The sequence below is a fragment of the Candidatus Stoquefichus massiliensis AP9 genome (assembly GCF_000455285.1).
GTDB lineage: Bacteria > Bacillota_I > Bacilli_A > Erysipelotrichales > Coprobacillaceae > Stoquefichus > Stoquefichus massiliensis.
The window spans coordinates 114,943-133,655 of sequence record NZ_HG005285.1 but is presented as its reverse complement, the minus strand read 5'-3'; the positions used below and the strand labels follow the sequence as shown (position 1 = coordinate 133,655).

Sequence of the window (18,713 nt, the reverse complement as noted above, 5' to 3'; positions counted from 1 at the left end):
TATATACTATCAGATAATATCATAAAGTAAAAAAACACAAAAATACTGGCACTCAGATGTTGACAGTGCTAAGAGAAAGGTGTAATATACTATTAGCACATGAATTGTTTGAGTGCTAATAAAAGGAGACGATAAAAATGGCAAGAAAAAAACAATTTAAAGCAGAATCACAAAGATTATTAGATTTAATGATTAATTCTATTTATACACACAAAGAAATCTTTTTAAGAGAATTAATTTCTAATGCAAGTGATGCTTCAGACAAATTATACTATAAAGCTTTAACAGAAAATATTAATGGTATTTCTAGAGAAGATTTATCAATTCAAATTGTGATCAATAAAGATCATCGTATGTTGTCTATTATTGATCAAGGGATTGGGATGGATGAAAAAGAATTAGAGGAACACTTAGGAACGATTGCAAATTCTGGTTCATTTGAATTTAAGAATGCATTAGAGGAAAATCAGAATGATGTTGATATTATTGGACAATTTGGTGTAGGGTTCTATTCAGCTTTCATGGTCGCTCATAAAGTAGAAGTGATTTCTAAAAAATATGGTGATGAAATTGGACATATTTGGGAATCTGATACAAGTGATGGATATACAATTAAAGAATTTGATTATCCAACTCATGGAACAAGAATTAATCTTTATTTAAAAGATAATACTGATGATGAAAATTATGATCAATATTTGGATGAATATGAAATTCAAAGATTAGTTAAGAAGTATTCTGATTATGTGCATTATCCAATAGAAATGGATATGTCTACTTCTAAGAAAAAAGAAGATAGTGATGAATATGAAGAAGTGATTGAACATAAGACATTAAATTCAATGGTTCCATTATGGAAAAGACCAAAGAAAGATATTACAGAAGAAGATTATCATGAATTTTATAAAGATAAATTTAATGACTATAATGATCCAATGTGTGTGATGCATAATAGTGTAGAGGGAACAATCTCTTATGATTCTTTATTATTTATTCCTTCACAACCACCTATGAATTACTATTCACAAGATTATGAAAAAGGATTACAACTCTATTCACGTGGTGTGTTTATTATGGATAAAGCAAGTGATTTGGTTCCTGAACATTTTAGGTTTGTAAAGGGACTTGTTGATTCTCAAGATTTGTCATTAAATATTTCTCGTGAAATGTTACAGCATGATCGTCAATTAAAATTAATTGCTGATAAGATTGAAAAACGTATTCAAAGTGAATTAGAAAAAATGTTAAAGAATGATCGTGAAAAATATGAAGAATTCTTTAAGAACTTTGGATTACAATTAAAATTTGGAATTTATAACAGTTATGGTATGTTGAAAGATAAATTACAAGATTTATTGTTATTCTATAGTGCAAAACAAGAGAAGATGATTACATTACAAGAATATGTTGATACAATGCAAGAAAATCAAAAAGAAATTTATTTTGCTTCTGGTGAAACAAATGAAAAAATTAATCATTTACCAACAGTAGAAATGGTGAAAGATAAAGGATTTGATATTTTATATTTAACTGATAATGTAGATGAATTCTGTTTACAGATGTTAAGAGATTATCAGGAAAAGCCTTTCAAGAATATTAATCAAGGTGATTTAGATATTGAAAGTGAAGATGAAAAGAAAGAACTTGAGAAAGTCAATGAAGATAACAAAGATCTATTAGAAACTTTAAAAGAAGCTTTAAAGGATCAAGTTCAAGATGTTAAAGTGTCTTCAAGATTAAAATCACATCCTGTATGTTTAGTAAGTGGTGAAGGTGTTTCTTTTGAAATGGAAAAAGTATTGAATCAGATGCCAGATGCTCAAGGAATCAAAGCCGGTAGAATTCTTGAAATTAATCCAAATCATCAAATCTTTACTGCTTTACAATCTGTATTTGACAAAGATAAAGAAAAGATTAAAGATTATGCATCTTTACTTTATGATCAAGCCTTATTAATTGAGGGATTTACAATTGATAATCCAGTAGAATTCTCAAATAAAGTCTGCCAATTAATGGTTGATGCCAATAAATAGTACAACAAAGAGATTTTCATTACGAAAATCTCTTTTCTTTAAAAATGTGCTTTGATATAATGGAAGGAGATTCATTAAAGGAGGATAAAGCAATGGAATTCAATGATGTGATTATGAGTAGAAGAAGTATAAGAAAATACTTGGATAAGCAAGTGAGTGAGGAAGATTTGCAAAAAATGATTGAGGCTGCAATATTAGCACCTTCATGGAAAAATTCACAAGTAACACGTTATTATATTGCAAAATCTCATGAAGTATTTCAACAAGTGAAAGAAGCATTGCCAGAGTTTAATCAAAATAATGCTGAAAATGCATCGGTTTTGATTATTTCGACGATTGTTTTAAATCGCTCAGGTTTTGAAAGGGATGGTACACCTAGCAATGAATTAGGAAATGGCTGGGGTTATTATGATTGTGGAATGCATAATATGAATCTAGTATTAAAAGCAACAGAACTAGGTTTATCAACTTTAGTTATGGGAATTCGTGATGCACAGAAGATTAAAAATATTTTTGATATCCCTGATAATCAATCAGTTGTTAGCGTAATCGCAGTGGGGTATAGTGATTTTCATCCTGATATGCCAAAAAGAAAATGTGTTGAAGATATAACAACTATAAGATAGAAAAGCGTTTGATTGTTAATCAAGCGCTTTTAATGTGAATAAAATTGTATGGCTGTTTTGATTTGTTTTTCATTGATTTGAAAATCAAATGAAATAAGAATAACGCTATTTTTATTTTGGATAATCAGTGTTGTTAATTCTGCCTCATGATAACCATAGAGAACATTATTTTTATTTTGAACTGATGTACATAAATACAAGTCAGGCTGTTTTTCAAAATCACTGATAAGTTTTTTAGCTGATTTTGTGGAATGTAACTGATATTCTTTAATGTAAAGAATAGTATTATCTTCACTAATTTCTAAAGATGAATAAGAATGAGGAACTGTAAAACTGGAATGGGATTGGGTTGATAACTCAGTTTGACCCTCGATTCCTAAATCTTCTAATAAGAGAAGATTGTGCTGATAAGGATCAAAAGTTTTAGCATTGAGTGTATCCTCTATCATTCCTCCAGTAATCAGGAAAATACATAAAAGAACTGCAATCATATATATTTTTCTTAAATGATTAAGTTTAGATATAGAAAATTTGTTATGAACATCTTGTAATTTCTTTTGGAATTTGTTGGTATAAAACAAATTACAGAAAGTCCTATATATAGCAGTTATGCAGGCAAAAAGAAATCCAGCATATACGATAGTGATACCATAACTTAAAAATGTATCAATATTCATCGCATAAAAAGAAACAATTATAAAAAAGAAGGTTACAAATAAAGAAATCATAAATGCATTTAAGTTTTTAAGTTTAGTTTTATCGTTAATGAAATCTGTCTTTTTATCCCATTTAACAAGATCTTGAATTGGATGATCACCAACAAAAACATACATACCTTTTTTATTATAAATCGGCTCATAACATTTATCTAAATATGGATCGTAAAATATATTTTTACTCTTATTTTTTTCAGATTTTGTTTTTCCAGTTGGGTTAAAGAAATCTATTTTATAATAGACAGGATGATTGACTTTTTTAAAGATTGTTAAAAATGATAAATCATCTGTTATGTATTGAGTTTTTCCTAATTTATCTAGTTTTTTTTGTAGTAATTCATATTCATAAGGTCTAAAGTTTATGAATTTTAATTTATATTTCATATCATCGGCTCACTTTCTTAAATATTATATCAAACATCCTATAAATTGTCTAATTGAACAGAAATGTTAAGAATGAGTTAAGATTTTGTTAAAAAAATGTCAATTGTTTGTTTTCAAGGAGAAAAGAATATAGTATAATACGATTGTAACTTTGTATAAAAATGACGAAAAATGAGGAGGTCATTTTATGGATTTGACGTTAGTTTTCTCGTTAATGGGAGGACTGGGAATGTTTTTATATGGGATGAAACTCATGAGCGATTCTCTAGCCAATGTAGCGGGAGCCAAATTACGTACGATATTAGAAAAGATGACAAAAAATACTTTTGTTGGAATGTTAGTTGGAATGGCGTTTACAGCTGTTATTCAATCATCATCAGCAACAACAGTTTTGGTCGTGAGTTTTGTTAATGCTGGATTGATGAATTTATATCAGGCGACTGGTATTATCATGGGAGCCAATATTGGGACAACCATTACAGGACAGTTAATTGCATTTAATTTATCTGAAATTGCACCATTATTTGTTTTAGGTGGTGTTATTATGGTGATGTCTTCAAAGAAACCTAATGTTCAAAAGATTGGTGAGGTTATTTTAGGATTTGGTATTTTATTCGTTGGATTATCTTCAATGTCAGCAGCCATGTCTACACTTAAAGATTCACCAGTGATTGTTCATGCATTATCAACATTGACAAATCCCTTTTTAGCTATTTTGGTTGGTTTTGCGATTACTGCTATATTACAATCATCTTCTGCAACTGTAGGAATTATCATTTTATTAGCATCACAAGGTTTATTGCAATTGCATATTTGCTTTTATATTATTTTGGGATGTAATATAGGATCATGTGTTTCAGCATTGATTGCGAGTCTTGGTGGAAAGAAGAATGCAAAGCGTGCTGCTTATATTCATTTCTTGTTTAATGTCTTTGGATCATTGGCTATTGTTGTGATTTTACAGTTATTTATGCCTTATATTGAAAATGGTATTATGGCTTTGACAGGCTCTCAGAATTTAACTGGTCAGGCATTACATGATGCAATGGCAAGAAATGTTGCTAATGCACATACTATTTTTAAGGTTTTCCAGGTTATTATTCTTTATCCATTTGCTAAATTAATTGTCAAGGCTACTTATATACTTGTTCCTGGTGATGATGAAGAACATGGTTTTACATTGCAATATATTAGTGATAAAGTTGCTTTTTCTGCAACAACGGCTATTCCACAGGTCATTCATGAAGTAGAACGTATGGCTGAATTAGCACGTAAAAACTTGAATATCGCAGTGAATTCTTTGCTTGAAGTGAATACTTCTACACAGGAAGAGATTGCTAAAAATGAAGAACATATTGACTTTTTGAATCATGCTATTTTTGAATACTTGAATCATATCAATCAAACACCATTACCTGATGAAGATTCACGTATTATTGGACCTTTATTTCATGTGATTGCAGATATTGAACGAATTGGAGATCATGCAAAATCAATCGCCAATATTACATTAACGTGTGAAAGAAAAAAATATCGTTTTACACATGAACGTAAGGTTGAAATTCGAGAATTATTAACAATGGTCAATTCAGAGTTAGAACTTAGTCTAGAAATGTTTACTCAAAAATCACTTGATCATTTAAGTGAAATATTAAAATTAGAAGACCTCATTGATCGTAAAGAGGATCGATTACAAAAAGCATATTTAACAGATATAAAAAGAAAAGAAACTGCACCTAGAGAAGGAATGCTCTATTCAGATTTGGCTGCAGCTTTAGAAAGAGTAGGAGATCATGCGACAAATATTGCTTTTTCAATCTTAAATGATGATAGTGAAGAAATTAATCGTCTGATTGAAGAAGAACATGTTGATCCATCAGATTATATTCTTTAAGCCTACAGTTGTAGGCTTTTTCTCTAGACGAAATTTGTAAAATAAGTTAGAATATGGAAATTAGAGGGGGAGAGAAAATGAAAGGTAGATTTAGAAAGTTTTTATCTTATTACAGACCATATAAAAAAATATTTTTATTGGATATGTTCTGTGCAATGATTGCTGCTGGAGTGACACTTGCATTTCCAATGATTACAAGATATATTACAGGAGTTGTCTTATTAGAAGAGCCTATTCAATTAAGTCGTATTTATCAATTAGGGATTTTTATGGTTGCTTTGGTTATTATTGAATTTTTCTGTAATTTTTATGTGACATATCAAGGTCATGTTATGGGAACATATATGGAAAGAGATATTCGTAATGAATTGTTTGAACATTATCAAAAATTATCTTTTAGTTTTTATGATGAACAAAAAACAGGACAATTAATGTCACGTATTACAAATGATATATTTTCATTAACTGAACTTTATCATCATGGTCCTGAAGATATTGTGATTTCTTTGATTAAATTTATGGGTGCATTTATTATTTTATCAACAATTAATTTGAATTTAACTTTAATTGTGTTTGCTTTTATACCTGTAATGGGTGGTTTTGCATTGTATTACAATAAAAAAATGAAAAAGGCTTTTAAACGCAACAAACAAAGGATAGGAGATATTAATGCACGTATTGAAGATAATTTATCAGGAATTCGTGTTGTGAAGAGTTTTGCAAACGAAGATAAAGAAATGGATAAATTTAAAGTTGAAAATATGAACTTTGTTAATAGTAAACGTAATAGCTATTTATATATGGCAAAATATCATTCAGGACTGGGTGTTTTTACAAGCATGATTACGGTTGCGGTTATTTTCTTTGGAGCATTGTTTATTAGTCATGAGTCTATTAATACACCTGATTTGATTGCTTTTATCTTATATATTGCGAATTTAATTGACCCTGTGAAGAAATTAATTAATTTTACTGAACAATTTCAAGAAGGGGCAACAGGATTTGAAAGATTTATGGAAATACTGGAAGTTCAGCCAGATATTAAGGATGATAAAGATGCCATAGAATTACATGATGTGAAAGGACATATTTGTTTTCATGAAGTTGGGTTTCGTTATAATGAGAAGACTGATTATGTTTTAAATCATATTCATTTAGAAGTTCAGCCAGGTGATTATATAGCTTTAGTAGGTTCATCAGGCGTAGGAAAAACAACAATCTGTTCACTGCTACCACGTTTTTATGAGGTTACAGATGGTTCTATTACAATTGATGGCGAAGATATTAGACATGTCAAATTAGCATCATTGCGTCAAAATATTGGGATTGTACAGCAAGATGTTTATTTGTTTGCTGGGACAATTATGGATAACATTCGTTATGGTAAATTTGGAGCAACAGATGAAGAAGTTATTGAAGCAGCTAAAAAAGCAAATGCGCATGATTTTATTATGGAATTACCAGATGGCTATGAGACAGATTGTGGTCAACGTGGTGTGAAGTTATCAGGAGGGCAGAAACAAAGATTATCTATAGCACGTGTCTTTTTAAAGAATCCTCCTATTCTCATCTTTGATGAAGCAACAAGTGCTCTCGATAATGAGAGTGAACATATTGTTCAAGAGTCATTAGAATCTTTGGCAGCCAATCGAACAACATTTGTTATTGCACATCGTTTATCAACAATTAAAAATGCTAAACGCATTTGTGTTTTAACTGAGGAAGGGATATCAGAAGAGGGAACACATGAAGAACTCCTTCAAAAAAATGGACAATATGCTTATTTATACAACATGCAATTTAAGAGTGAATAAGTCAAAATACTGTTTCTTCTATAATGAAGAAACAGTATTTTTCTATTGGTTTCCGTAACATTGCGTTGGAATCAATTCCTCTTCTATTCTTAATAATTGATTGTATTTTGCAATACGTTCACTTCTTGATAGAGATCCGGTTTTTATGTAGCCAGCATTGGTTGCTACGGCTAAATCAGCTATAAAGGTATCTTCTGTTTCACCAGAACGATGAGATACAATAATCTTATATTGATGACGTTTAGCAAGTTCTATGGCATCTAATGTTTCAGTTAATGTACCAATTTGATTGACCTTAATTAAAATAGCGTTTGCGATGTTATGGTTAATACCCATTTGCAATCTTTCTTTATTGGTTACAAATAAATCATCACCTACTAACATAATAGAAGATAGTTCTTGTGTTAATGCACTCCATCCTTGCTGATCGTCTTGATCAAGACCATCTTCAATTGAAATAATTGGATAATGCTGACATAAATCTTGATAATATGAAATTAATTCTGTAGATGTATAATCTTTTCCCTGCATATGATAATGTCCATTATGATAAAATTCACTGGCAGCAATATCAAGTGCAATACAAACATCATCATGTGGCTGATATCCAGCACTTTGGATAGCTTCGATAATACATTGTAATGCAGTATTGTTATCTTCAAGCATTGGTGCAAAACCACCTTCATCACCAACCGCAGTATTCAGTCCTTTTTCTTTGAGAATCTTTTTTAAATGGTGGAATACAGTAGAACCCATTTCAACAGCTTGTTTCATACTATGTGCGCCAACAGGGACAATCATAAATTCTTGAAAATCTAATGGATTATCAGCATGTGCACCACCATTAATAATATTCATCATAGGGATTGGTAAGACATGGGCATTACATCCACCAATATATTGATATAAAGGCATATCATAGTAATGACTGGCACAATTAGCACACGCTAGCGAAACACCTAAAATAGCATTTGCACCTAATCTTGATTTGTTTTTTGTTCCATCTATTCGGATTAACTCTTCATCAATCAATCTTTGATCAGTCACATCAAATCCTAATAATTCATCTTGAATAATATCATTAACGTGATTAACAGCTTTAAATACACTTTTTCCTAAATAACAGTCTTTTTCATCATCTCTTAATTCATGAGCTTCATAAATTCCTGTAGATGCACCTGAAGGAACCATGGCTTTTCCCATAGCACCACTTTCACTATGAACTTCAACTTCAATAGTAGGAAAACCACGAGAATCTAAAACTTGTCTGGCAAATATGTTTGTAATATATGGCATTTTCTAACACTCCTTTTTGAATTAGGATGGACAAAAGAAAAAAATATATTCAATATTTTCTATTGAATATATTTGTAATAATTATTATCAAGTATTTTTTGTGAATAGTTGAATTTTTGTTTAACAATTGCATTCATTCTTTTTAGATATTCTATATCCTCTGACTGTAACCATGTTGTTTTTTGAGTTTTAGAATTATACATCACTTTATCAGTGATAAAACTTCTGTTTTCAAAAATAACCAAGGGTTCACTATCCGATAAAAGATCAGTTCCCATCAACAGACGTGAATCATAAGATAAACCAAGTAAATTAGATAGAGTTGGTAAAATATCTAGACTGCTGCCATATTTATCAACAACAATTGGCTTTTTCATAGATGCACTCCAAATTATAAATTCATTTTTATAAAGTTCAAAATCTTGATCTAGCGAATGTCCAGCTAATTCATTATAATTTTTAATAGGTAAGCCATAGGGGTAATGATCAGCACTCATAGCAATAACTGTTTTATCAGCAATGCCTTCTTTTTCTAAACGATTCACAAGATATTCTAAGGCACGATCAAGCTCAATTTGTGTTGCCAGATATCCTTTTGCTAAATCGGAATAATTAAGATGATCAACAAATTGACGATTTTTTGCTGCCATACTATTACCCGTAAATGTGTAATTGGTATGTCCGCTTACTGTCATATAATAGGTATGAAAATGTTCATCATGAATATAATCATCAACTGTCTTTTCCATCATTTCTAAGTCAGATTCAGGCCATTGCTTTTTCATATTTAGTCCATGTCCAACGGCTTTAAAATCATAACCTAAATTAGGATGTGATTTATTTCTTCCATAATATGTATAAGAATGATTATGATAGGCTTTGGTTGTATAACCTAATTTTTGAAATTGCCGACCTAAAGTGAATGGTAAAGCATTATAAGAAGAAGCTTCAAAACTCCACACTCCACTTTTAGGGATTAAACCTTGTAACGCAACATATTCACCATCACTGGTAGAAACATGCCATAACGGAGTATAGAAATTTTGAAAAACAAATCCTTCATTTTTAAGTTTATATAAGGTTGGTGTTAATTCTTTATTGATTGCATAAGGTGAAAAACCTTCACATGTTAGAAGAATGACATTATAATCTTTAAACATTCCAGTATATTGATTTTTTTGTGTAGGTTGTATTTTTTGAAAATATTGATGCATATTTTTAATCGTTTTATTTTTAGTATCATTCATTAATCTTTCAAAATCAATAGCCATTGTTTGTGAATCATAAACAATTTCTTTCTTTTCTTCTATAACAGGTTGTGTTTCAATTTCAATAGAATCCTCTTTTCCAAATAGAAAAGATTGAATATCTAAACGACAAGCACTCATTAATCCTAATTGATTGACTGTTAATTCATTAATTGTTTTTTCACAATAAATATCAATCGGTTTATTAAGTGATTGACTTGGTATATATAATAAACCATAACCTACTAAAAAACTTAACAAAGTACTACCTAAATGAACAATAACTGCCCGATCATTTAATCTTTTTAAAATCATATACTTTCTCTCATATAAGATATAAAGTAATAATGGTAAAAAACAAAGAATAATCCAAAAAATATTATGAATAATAAGAGAAAGAATATCTTGCCAAAATTCAGCTACTTGTCCACCATGAGCTATTGAATAGATTGTTAAAAAGACTTTAAAGAAATCATAGTATAAAATCTGACTACAAAAATATAAACATATGATCAATAGAAAAATACCATAAATCACTTGATTTGCTTGTTTATGAAATAAACGCGACAAAAAACTCAAAAGAAAACCACAGCTTATACTAAACAAAATTGTATAAATAAAAGAAAACTGAATACTTTTAAAAATATTTATACGTAAGATTAATTCTAAGAAAAGTAGGGTTAGAATCATATAAAAAGAGGAATAATGTAAGATATTATGATTTGTATTATATTGATTTTTCATTGTTATCACCTTTAAATTTATAGTATCATGTGAACAGTAAGGAAACAATAAAAATGTGGTTATAGAGAATATATTATTCAAATGAGAAAAGATATGTTATAATATATAAAGAAATGAGGGATATTTATGATTATTGTTTATATCATTGGAGGTCTATTCTTTTTAATGCTAGCAATCTATTTGTTAGATCGTAGAGAGAAAATGACACATGAGATTAAAGAAATAAAAGCTTATAAAAGCGAAATAGATGCAACCAATCAAGAATTAGACGAGTTGATCGAACAATTAGAATCAATGAATGAACCATTATCTAAACTTAATCAAATTTCAAAGAAAATATTAAGTTATATGAAATAAAGGTTATAAATTTTATGAAATAGGTAGGAGTTCATAAAAAAATATTGACAATTCAATTCAATTGACTATAATACAGATATATCAATAAACTCAATGAAAAAGAGAGTAGTTTAAATAAGTATGAAGCGAGCTAACGTTGGTGTGAGGTTAGTATACAAGTTTAAATGAACCGTACTTTGGAGAGCAATATCTGAATCCATAGGATATTGAGTAGGTCTGCTTTAAGGACAAGAGGGGATATATCTTTGATATATCAACGAGAGTGGTACCGCGGATTATTTCGTCTCTTAGCTTTGCTAGGAGACGTTTTTTTATTCAAAGAGGGAGGCTGGAGTTTATGAGATGGATGATTTTTTTACGGTAGGGATATCTTATTGATAAAAGATAGGTAAAAAAGCAAAAAAGAAAGAAGAGGGAAAAAGAATGAAAAAATTATTAAAAGTCATGTTAGTTGTTATGATGGCAGTTATGGTGAGTGCTTGTGGTAGTAAGGATACAGCAAATGATGATAAAAAAGAAACAAAGTTATTGATTGGGATTTCTCCTGATTATCCACCATATGAATCTTTAAACAATAAGAATGAAATGGAAGGTTTTGATATTGATATGACTAAGGAGTTAATTGATATCATGAATGCAAATGGTGGAAATTATACTTATGAATTTAAACAAATGTCTTTTGATACAATTCGTCAGGCTGTTGAATCTGATCAAATTGATTTAGGAATTTCTGGGTTTACAATGCATAAAGAATGGACAAATGTTGATTGGTCTCATAAATATAATGATTCTAAACAAGTTGCATTAATTGCAAGTGATAGTGATATTAAAACAGCTGCTGATTTAGAAGGTAAAAAGATTGGGGCACAACTTTCTGCAACTGGTGAAACATGTGCAAAAGAAATTAAAAATGCAGATGTCAAAGCAGTAACTGATGTTAAAGTTTTAGTTGAAACATTGAGAACTGGTGGTGTTGATGCAGTGATTTTAGATTATGCTGTTGCCAAAAATTATGTTGAAAATGCTGGATTTAAAATGTTGGATGAAACTTTACTTGAAGAAGAAAATTTAATTATTACTAAAAAAGGTAATACTGAATTAATGAATGATGTGAATAAAGCATTGGATTCATTTGTTGGTTCTGATAAATATAACGAATTAAAAGAAAAATGGGGAGCATAAGATTATAGATGAAAGTACTTACAGAGTTTTTGACACAGGACAATTTAATATTTATGCTTCAGGGAGCAGGGTTGTCCTTGTTACTTGCAGCTATTGCAGTATGTATAGGTTTGATTTTAGGGACCTTGGGGGCTGCAGCAAAACTTTCTAAGTATAAAGTTTTACGTATTTTAGGAAATGTTTATGTTGAAGTCATCAGGGGAACACCAATGTTATTACAGATTTTATTCTTTTATTTAGCTGTTCCAATGATTGTTCAGTCAGTTACTGGAGAAAGATTTAATGCGGATCCATTTATTTGTGGATTGATTGCCTTAAGTATTAATAGTGGGGCATATTCAACTGAATTGATTCGTAGTGGAATTCAAGGCGTTGATAAAGGACAATGGGAGGCATGTGAAACTATTGGAATGAATTATGTACAAACAATGAGATATGTTATTCTTCCACAGGCTTTTAAACGAATTGTTCCACCTATTGTTAGTGAATTCATTACATTGATTAAAGATTCATCTTTGATTAGTTGTATTGGTGTTAGTGAATTATTATTGAGAACACAAGTGATGGGAGCAAGTTATTCTAATTATCTTGTGCCATTAGTGATTGCGGGATTCATGTATTTAATGATGACTTTAACAGTTTCATATTTTGCAAGACGTTTAGAAAGGAAGTTGGCTGCCAGTGATTAAAGTAGAACATATAACAAAACAATTTAATGATTTAAAAGCAGTCAATGATGTTTCTTTAGAAATCAAAAAAGGTGAAATTGTCTGTTTGATAGGACCATCGGGGTCAGGGAAAAGTACTGTCTTAAGATGTATTCATGGATTAGAAAAACCTGAAATTGGAAAGATTTATTTAAATGATCAATTATTAGATTCTAAAGAGAGTCATTATCGAGAATTAAGAACGAAGATGGGATTTGTATTTCAGCACTTTAATTTATTTCCTCATAAGACTGTTTTAGAAAATCTAACATTATCACCCATTCAAGTATTGGGAAAAAGTAAAGAAGAAGCTAACAAAATCGCTTGTGATTATTTAGAACGTGTAGGATTATTAGATAAAAAAGATGAATATCCAAATAAACTATCAGGTGGACAAAAACAGCGTGTTGCGATTGCCAGAAGTTTATGCTTGAATCCAAAAATTATGTTGTTTGATGAACCGACAAGTGCTTTAGATCCTGAAATGGTTATTGAAGTTTTAGAAGTTATGCAAGAATTGGCTAAAGAGGGAATGACAATGGTTGTTGTGACTCATGAAATGGGGTTTGCAAGAACAGTTGCGGACCGTGTGATTTTTTTAGAGGAAGGAAAAATTATTGAAGAAAACAGTTCTCATGAATTCTTCTCTCATCCCAAAACAGAAAGAGCACAAGACTTCCTAAATAAGGTTATGCATTAATGAAGATTGCAGAATTTGAAGTTGAAACATGGATGACAGAGCACGAAAATGATTGTCAATATAATTTGACAGAAACATGTATATCATCTTTGTCTTTAAATGAACTTCAGCAATATGTTGAGGAAGATATTGCTTCTCAAATTATGTCAATGACTATGGATTATGGACCAATTGTCGGGTCATCAAGACTGAAACAGGGGATTTTATCATTATATACATCTGGTTATGAAGATAATGTGACAATAACACATGGAGCAATCAATGCAAATGAATTGGTTATGATATCTTTATTAGAGCCAGGTGATCATATTATTAGTTTATTTCCATCATATCAACAAATGTATGATTTTCCAATATCTTTGGGGTGTACTGCATCATTGATTCATTTATCTGAAGAAAAAAATTGGTTACCAACGATTGATGATTTCAAACAAAATATTCATTCTCATACAAAAATGATTTGCTTGAATTCTCCAAACAATCCAACGGGGACATCAATACCCTTAGATTTAATGAAAGAAATCATTGATTTAGCCAAAGAATATGATTGTTATATTCTTTGTGATGAAATTTATCGTGGTGTAAATACAGAAACATATCAGTTATCGCCATCATTTAGTGATTATTATGAAAAAGCAATTGTGACACAAAGTCTCTCTAAAGTTTTTTCATTTCCAGGATTACGACTTGGCTGGATTAAAGGGCCAAAAGATGTTATTGATTTGATTAATTATCGTCGTGATTATCACATCATTAGTAGTGGACCTATGGATGACTATTTAGCATGTCTTGTTTTAGAAAACAAAGAAAAAATACTCAAAAGAAGTTTAGACATATGTTCTAGAAATAAAGCCTATCTTCAACAATGGTTAGATAATGAACCACATATTTCTTGCGTGATTCCTGCTGATGGAACGGTTTGTTTCTTGAAGTATGATATTGATATGCCTTCACGTGATTTTTGTGAAAAATTACAAAAAGAAACAGGTATATTTTTTGTCCCAGGAGCAGCATTTGGCATTGAAAATCATTTGAGATATGGTTTTACACATAAAGTTGAATACATTCAAGAAGGGTTGACATTGTTTTCAAAATGGTTGAGACAGTTCGATGATGAGACGAATAAAGATTAACTTATTCGTCTTTTTCTTTATTTATTAAAAGAAGACTTTACACTTATATGACTTTGTAATAATATATGATTAGATGGAGGGAATGCCATGTATCAGAATAAGGAAATATTTTCTTTTGAAGTCTTTAAACATATGCCTGGAGGATTTTTTATTTACGACGCATATCAAGAAAATATTATATTTGTCAATGATTATGTTATTCAATTGTATGGGTGTCATAATGAAAAGGAATTTATGGAGTATGTTCATGGAAATTTTAGAGGAATGGTTCACCCTGAAGATATTGCTGATGTAGAAAAAGAAATTCAATATCAAGTGAATCATTCTATAGAAGGTTATGACTATGTTGAATATAGAATCATTCAAAAGAATGGTCAAATCAAATGGGTGGATGATTATGGTCGGTTGATTCATCAAACTGATGGTCAAGACCTATTTTATGTCTTTATTGTTGATTCAACAGAAAAGAAAGAATTACAGCAAGAAATGAAAAGACGCAATGAACAGCAGCAAGTTCTTATTGAAATGGCAAAAGATGTTGTCTTTGATGTATCTTGTCAGACAAAAACAATCGAAATTTATGGGAAGTTTGAAGAGAGATTTGGAAGAAAGCCTGAAATTAAGGATTTTGTGAAACTTTTAGGGGAACATATCATAGAAGATCGTTATCAAATTGCTTTAAATCAAGATGATGTTAATTTTTATGATTTAGATGCTGATACTGACGAAGTTTTGATTCAAAATGATAAAAAAGAAAGTATTTGGTCACAATGCCAGTTGGCAAAATTTTATGATAATCATGGAAAACCACGTAGAATAGTTGGTCGATTATTAGATACACATTATCAGATTCTTAAACAGAGACATTATCAACGTGATGCTCAAAGAGATCCTTTAACAGGAATATATAATCGTCGAACTGCTCGTCAACAAATTGATTATTTATTAAATAATATGAAAAAGGAACAAGAATGTTTGTTAGCTATTTTTGATGTTGATGATTTTAAAGGCATAAATGATCAGTATGGGCATCCTATTGGAGATAGTGTTTTGAAATATGTTGCATTTGGGTTAATGTCTTTTCATGGTGAAATGAATGTTTATTCACGCATTGGTGGGGATGAGTTTTTATTATTTATACCTGATGTTCAAAATCGTGAGGAAATATTATCAAAGATTAAGTGTTTAACAGTTATTGAACCAAATGAGAAGAATTATTTAATCAAAGGTGTTCCTCGTGTAACGATTTCTATTGGCGTCATTTTTCAACAAGGTAACTATTTTAACTGTGATGCACTTTATTATATGGCTGATAAGGCATTGTATCAAACCAAAAAGGAAAATAAAGGAACAATGGGAATATATAATGTTAAAGAAATGTGATATGATTATCGCATTTCTTTTTCTAGTGAGCGTTTAGAGTAAATTGATATATAAACGTAGTAAGCTGAGAGTACAAGTGTTGTAAATAAACCAATGAGCATCACCATAGCGACACTTAAGACGTGATAACGAGGTGTTAAAATAAGTAAGCAGATAAACTCTATAATAACTTCTAAAGTACTCATGATAAACATTTCTTTATTTTTATTTAATGCTTGTAATGTAGCACTTAGTGGAGTTTGAAGATAGAAGAGAGTGAAGGGAATGGACATATATTTAAGATATTCATAGCCATTTTTTGTATTGTACATAAATAATAAACAGTAATCTCCAAAGAAGTAAAAAAGGAAAGTGAAGGGAAGACTGATTAGAAAACAAACAATAATGCCATAAATAACATGCTTTCTTAATTCATGATAATGGCAATATGCAATATCTTTGTTTAAAATAGGTAATAATAATCTTAAAACAACATTATTAAAGAAAGTAGGAGTAACTAACAAAGAAATAACATAACCGCTGATAATTGCATATTGAAGATGAATGTCTGATTCATTCATTTGCAAACCAGTTAAAATAGTCACCAAAACAATAGGTTCAATAAAATTATAACATGAATGAAGTATACGTGAACCTGTTAAAGGTAAGGCAATATTCATCATATCTTTAAAAATAAAATGTTGCTGAAAGTAGGTGATAGGATGATAGCTTACACTGATTTTTCGATTTAATCGAAAATATAGGTAAAGAATAGAAACAAATTCGCCAACGCTCATCGCTAAGATTGCAATTGAGACTAAATAAGTCATTGATAAGGATGAAAATGTTTTAATCATAAAAAAGGTAAATACAATACGGGCAATCTCTTCTAATAATTGAGCAACAGATAATGTCCAAACATCTTCTTTACCTAAATAATAGTTTTTAATAATACCGCTCATACCAACAAGTGGTATAAAAGGTAACATTGTTAATAAAGGAAGATAAGCTTGCTCTTGTTTTAAAAAGTTTACAGCAATGATTTTAGAGAAAAACAAAATGCCACACATAATCATAAGACAAGAACTCAGACATATCAAAAGAGCTGAGATAATAACTTTCTTATTATTGTATTTAGGATTTGATATGAGCCTAAAAACTGCAGAAGGAATAGAAAATTGGGCTAAAGTTATACATAAAGAAAGTGTAGGAATAACGAGAATATAGAGTGCCATTCCTTGCTCATTAAGAAGTCTTGCGAGCATCATACGGTTCAAAACAGAAAACACCTTGGTTATGAGGGTACTGCCACTTAAAATAATAAATGAATTAATCAATTTTCTTTTCATAAAACACTTCCTTTATTGTCGAATTTCCTTTATAATAGATATGTTGAATACACGAGAAATATGTTAGGAAGTGCAGTAAATGGAAATTAATCTCAAGAATAACTTACCATTAGATATTCTTTTTTTAATGAGAATAAAGGCTAATGAGTTTAAAACAGAAGGTGTACATGATATTAATGCTCAGGATATTAAAGAGTATTTGTATCAAATTAAATGGAAAAACACAGAAACACTTTCAATGTGTGATGTTATTAATGACATCATGTCATTACGTTTTTCTGAAGTTTTTGATTACTTGAAATTAAAAGTCATTAAAGAAGCAACATCTTTGAATTTAGATGATTTTAGTGAATTAATTGCTAAATAACTGGATGACAGTTATTTTTCTTTTTTAAGGAGAAGATTATGGAATATAAAACAATAGAAGTAAAAAATTATCAAGAGATCCAACAGCTTTATCATATCAATTCATTATTAGCAAAAGTGATAGCGAGTCATGATTATGATAAAGAGACATTACAAACATTTATGAATCCAAGATTAATTTATCATGATTTTTCTTTATTTGAAGAAGCGGATATGACATTAGAACGTATTTATGAAGCTATTGAAAATAAAGAAAAGATATGTATATATGGTGATTATGATTGCGATGGTATTCTAGCAACGACAATTTTGGTTCAGGCTTTCTTAGAATTAGGTGTACAGGTTGGATATCATATTCCTAATCGTTTTGATGATGGCTATGGATTGAATGTTGAACGTGTGAAACAGATGGCTGAAAGAGGATATTCTTTGATTATTACAGTTGATAATGGAGTCAAGGCAATGGATGCTGTAGAGTGTGCAAATGAATTAGGAATAGATGTCATTATTACTGATCATCATCAATTTGACGCTGATTTACCTGATGCTTATGCTTTTATTCATACAAAATTATCACCTTCTTATCCTTTTAAAGAAATTTCAGGTGGTTTTGTAGCATACAAATTAGCCAGTGCATTATTAAAGAAGCAGGATAAATATTTATACTGTTTAGCTGCGATTACAACAATCTCAGATATGATGCCCTTATTAGATGAAAATCGTTCACTTGTCAAAAAAGCATTAACTTTTATGAAAGAAGGAAAATATTCATCATTAGAATTATTATTAGGTGATCAGCAAAA

Annotated in this window: 16 protein-coding genes and 1 other annotated feature; of the genes, 12 read left to right on the top strand and 4 right to left on the bottom strand. The window is 30.0% G+C overall.

All coding sequences use genetic code 11. From position 1 onward, the window contains the following. Window positions 1-137: 137 nt before the first annotated feature. Both htpG and BN350_RS02825 read left to right on the top strand, forming a co-directional pair. Window positions 138-2,033: a molecular chaperone HtpG gene (gene htpG, locus BN350_RS02830; protein ID WP_028042237.1), complete on the top strand. Its 1,896-nt coding sequence runs from the start codon at window positions 138-140 to the stop codon at window positions 2,031-2,033. A gap of 92 nt (window positions 2,034-2,125) precedes the next feature. Next, window positions 2,126-2,659: a nitroreductase family protein gene (locus tag BN350_RS02825; RefSeq protein ID WP_028042236.1), complete on the top strand. Its 534-nt coding sequence runs from the start codon at window positions 2,126-2,128 to the stop codon at window positions 2,657-2,659. 29 nt (window positions 2,660-2,688) lie between these two features. Here BN350_RS02825 and BN350_RS02820 read toward each other — a convergent pair whose 3' ends face one another. Continuing rightward, on the bottom strand, window positions 2,689-3,759 hold the full coding sequence (locus BN350_RS02820; protein WP_028042235.1) for a hypothetical protein: 1,071 nt from the start codon (window positions 3,757-3,759) through the stop codon (window positions 2,689-2,691). A 187-nt stretch (window positions 3,760-3,946) separates the two neighbouring features. Here BN350_RS02820 and BN350_RS02815 point away from each other — a divergent pair, with 187 nt between their 5' ends. After that, on the top strand, window positions 3,947-5,653 hold the full coding sequence (locus tag BN350_RS02815; RefSeq protein WP_028042234.1) for a Na/Pi cotransporter family protein: 1,707 nt from the start codon (window positions 3,947-3,949) through the stop codon (window positions 5,651-5,653). A 77-nt stretch (window positions 5,654-5,730) separates the two neighbouring features. Beyond that, the gene (locus tag BN350_RS02810) at window positions 5,731-7,467 is read left to right on the top strand and encodes an ABC transporter ATP-binding protein (protein WP_028042233.1); all 1,737 of its coding nucleotides are present in this window, start codon (window positions 5,731-5,733) and stop codon (window positions 7,465-7,467) included. Between the two features lie 42 nt (window positions 7,468-7,509). On the opposite strand, the gene eno is transcribed toward BN350_RS02810, so the two are convergent. Then, complete coding sequence (gene eno / locus BN350_RS02805) at window positions 7,510-8,763, bottom strand: phosphopyruvate hydratase (RefSeq protein ID WP_028042232.1); 1,254 nt, start codon at window positions 8,761-8,763, stop codon at window positions 7,510-7,512. Between the two features lie 59 nt (window positions 8,764-8,822). Then, window positions 8,823-10,754 carry an LTA synthase family protein gene (locus BN350_RS18340; RefSeq protein WP_044600078.1) on the bottom strand — a complete coding sequence of 644 codons (1,932 nt, stop codon included), beginning with the start codon at window positions 10,752-10,754 and terminating at the stop codon, window positions 8,823-8,825. Between the two features lie 126 nt (window positions 10,755-10,880). On the opposite strand from BN350_RS18340, the gene BN350_RS02795 reads away from it, so the two are divergent. The 6 genes from BN350_RS02795 to BN350_RS02770 all read left to right on the top strand — a co-directional run bounded on the left by BN350_RS02795 (window position 10,881) and on the right by BN350_RS02770 (window position 16,216). Beyond that, on the top strand, window positions 10,881-11,111 hold the full coding sequence (locus tag BN350_RS02795; RefSeq protein WP_028042231.1) for a hypothetical protein: 231 nt from the start codon (window positions 10,881-10,883) through the stop codon (window positions 11,109-11,111). 84 nt (window positions 11,112-11,195) lie between these two features. Continuing rightward, window positions 11,196-11,402, top strand: a binding site (T-box leader). A gap of 132 nt (window positions 11,403-11,534) precedes the next feature. Then, entirely contained in the window at window positions 11,535-12,293 is a 759-nt protein-coding gene (locus BN350_RS02790; RefSeq protein ID WP_028042230.1) for a transporter substrate-binding domain-containing protein, read from the top strand. 8 nt (window positions 12,294-12,301) lie between these two features. Then, on the top strand, window positions 12,302-12,982 hold the full coding sequence (locus BN350_RS02785) for an amino acid ABC transporter permease (RefSeq protein WP_028042229.1): 681 nt from the start codon (window positions 12,302-12,304) through the stop codon (window positions 12,980-12,982). Further along, window positions 12,975-13,700: an amino acid ABC transporter ATP-binding protein gene (locus BN350_RS02780; RefSeq protein WP_028042228.1), complete on the top strand. Its 726-nt coding sequence runs from the start codon at window positions 12,975-12,977 to the stop codon at window positions 13,698-13,700. The genes BN350_RS02785 and BN350_RS02780 overlap by 8 nt, the downstream gene beginning before the upstream one ends. After that, window positions 13,700-14,833, top strand: coding sequence for an aminotransferase class I/II-fold pyridoxal phosphate-dependent enzyme (locus BN350_RS02775; protein ID WP_028042227.1), 1,134 nt, complete (start codon window positions 13,700-13,702; stop codon window positions 14,831-14,833). The genes BN350_RS02780 and BN350_RS02775 overlap by 1 nt, the downstream gene beginning before the upstream one ends. A gap of 87 nt (window positions 14,834-14,920) precedes the next feature. Next, window positions 14,921-16,216 carry a sensor domain-containing diguanylate cyclase gene (locus tag BN350_RS02770; protein WP_028042226.1) on the top strand — a complete coding sequence of 432 codons (1,296 nt, stop codon included), beginning with the start codon at window positions 14,921-14,923 and terminating at the stop codon, window positions 16,214-16,216. Between the two features lie 5 nt (window positions 16,217-16,221). Here the strand turns inward: BN350_RS02770 and BN350_RS02765 are convergent, their stop codons facing one another. Next, window positions 16,222-17,544, bottom strand: a complete 1,323-nt coding sequence (locus BN350_RS02765) for an oligosaccharide flippase family protein (RefSeq protein ID WP_028042225.1) — start codon at window positions 17,542-17,544, stop codon at window positions 16,222-16,224. A gap of 79 nt (window positions 17,545-17,623) precedes the next feature. On the opposite strand from BN350_RS02765, the gene BN350_RS02760 reads away from it, so the two are divergent. Beyond that, window positions 17,624-17,911: a post-transcriptional regulator gene (locus tag BN350_RS02760; protein WP_028042224.1), complete on the top strand. Its 288-nt coding sequence runs from the start codon at window positions 17,624-17,626 to the stop codon at window positions 17,909-17,911. 38 nt (window positions 17,912-17,949) lie between these two features. Further along, on the top strand, window positions 17,950-18,713 hold a 764-nt coding region (locus tag BN350_RS21225), incomplete at its 3' end, for a DHH family phosphoesterase (protein WP_044600077.1).

Bases quoted from the DNA above. Each gene is read 5' to 3' on its own strand.
- htpG (WP_028042237.1), top strand. From the start codon at position 138: ATGGCAAGAAAAAAACAATTTAAAGCAGAATCACAAAGATTATTAGAT.
- BN350_RS02825 (WP_028042236.1), top strand. From the start codon at position 2,126: ATGGAATTCAATGATGTGATTATGAGTAGAAGAAGTATAAGAAAATAC.
- BN350_RS02820 (WP_028042235.1), bottom strand. From the start codon at position 3,759: ATGAAATATAAATTAAAATTCATAAACTTTAGACCTTATGAATATGAA.
- BN350_RS02815 (WP_028042234.1), top strand. From the start codon at position 3,947: ATGGATTTGACGTTAGTTTTCTCGTTAATGGGAGGACTGGGAATGTTT.
- BN350_RS02810 (WP_028042233.1), top strand. From the start codon at position 5,731: ATGAAAGGTAGATTTAGAAAGTTTTTATCTTATTACAGACCATATAAA.
- eno (WP_028042232.1), bottom strand. From the start codon at position 8,763: ATGCCATATATTACAAACATATTTGCCAGACAAGTTTTAGATTCTCGT.
- BN350_RS18340 (WP_044600078.1), bottom strand. From the start codon at position 10,754: ATGAAAAATCAATATAATACAAATCATAATATCTTACATTATTCCTCT.
- BN350_RS02795 (WP_028042231.1), top strand. From the start codon at position 10,881: ATGATTATTGTTTATATCATTGGAGGTCTATTCTTTTTAATGCTAGCA.
- BN350_RS02790 (WP_028042230.1), top strand. From the start codon at position 11,535: ATGAAAAAATTATTAAAAGTCATGTTAGTTGTTATGATGGCAGTTATG.
- BN350_RS02785 (WP_028042229.1), top strand. From the start codon at position 12,302: ATGAAAGTACTTACAGAGTTTTTGACACAGGACAATTTAATATTTATG.
- BN350_RS02775 (WP_028042227.1), top strand. From the start codon at position 13,700: ATGAAGATTGCAGAATTTGAAGTTGAAACATGGATGACAGAGCACGAA.
- BN350_RS02770 (WP_028042226.1), top strand. From the start codon at position 14,921: ATGTATCAGAATAAGGAAATATTTTCTTTTGAAGTCTTTAAACATATG.
- BN350_RS02765 (WP_028042225.1), bottom strand. From the start codon at position 17,544: ATGAAAAGAAAATTGATTAATTCATTTATTATTTTAAGTGGCAGTACC.
- BN350_RS02760 (WP_028042224.1), top strand. From the start codon at position 17,624: ATGGAAATTAATCTCAAGAATAACTTACCATTAGATATTCTTTTTTTA.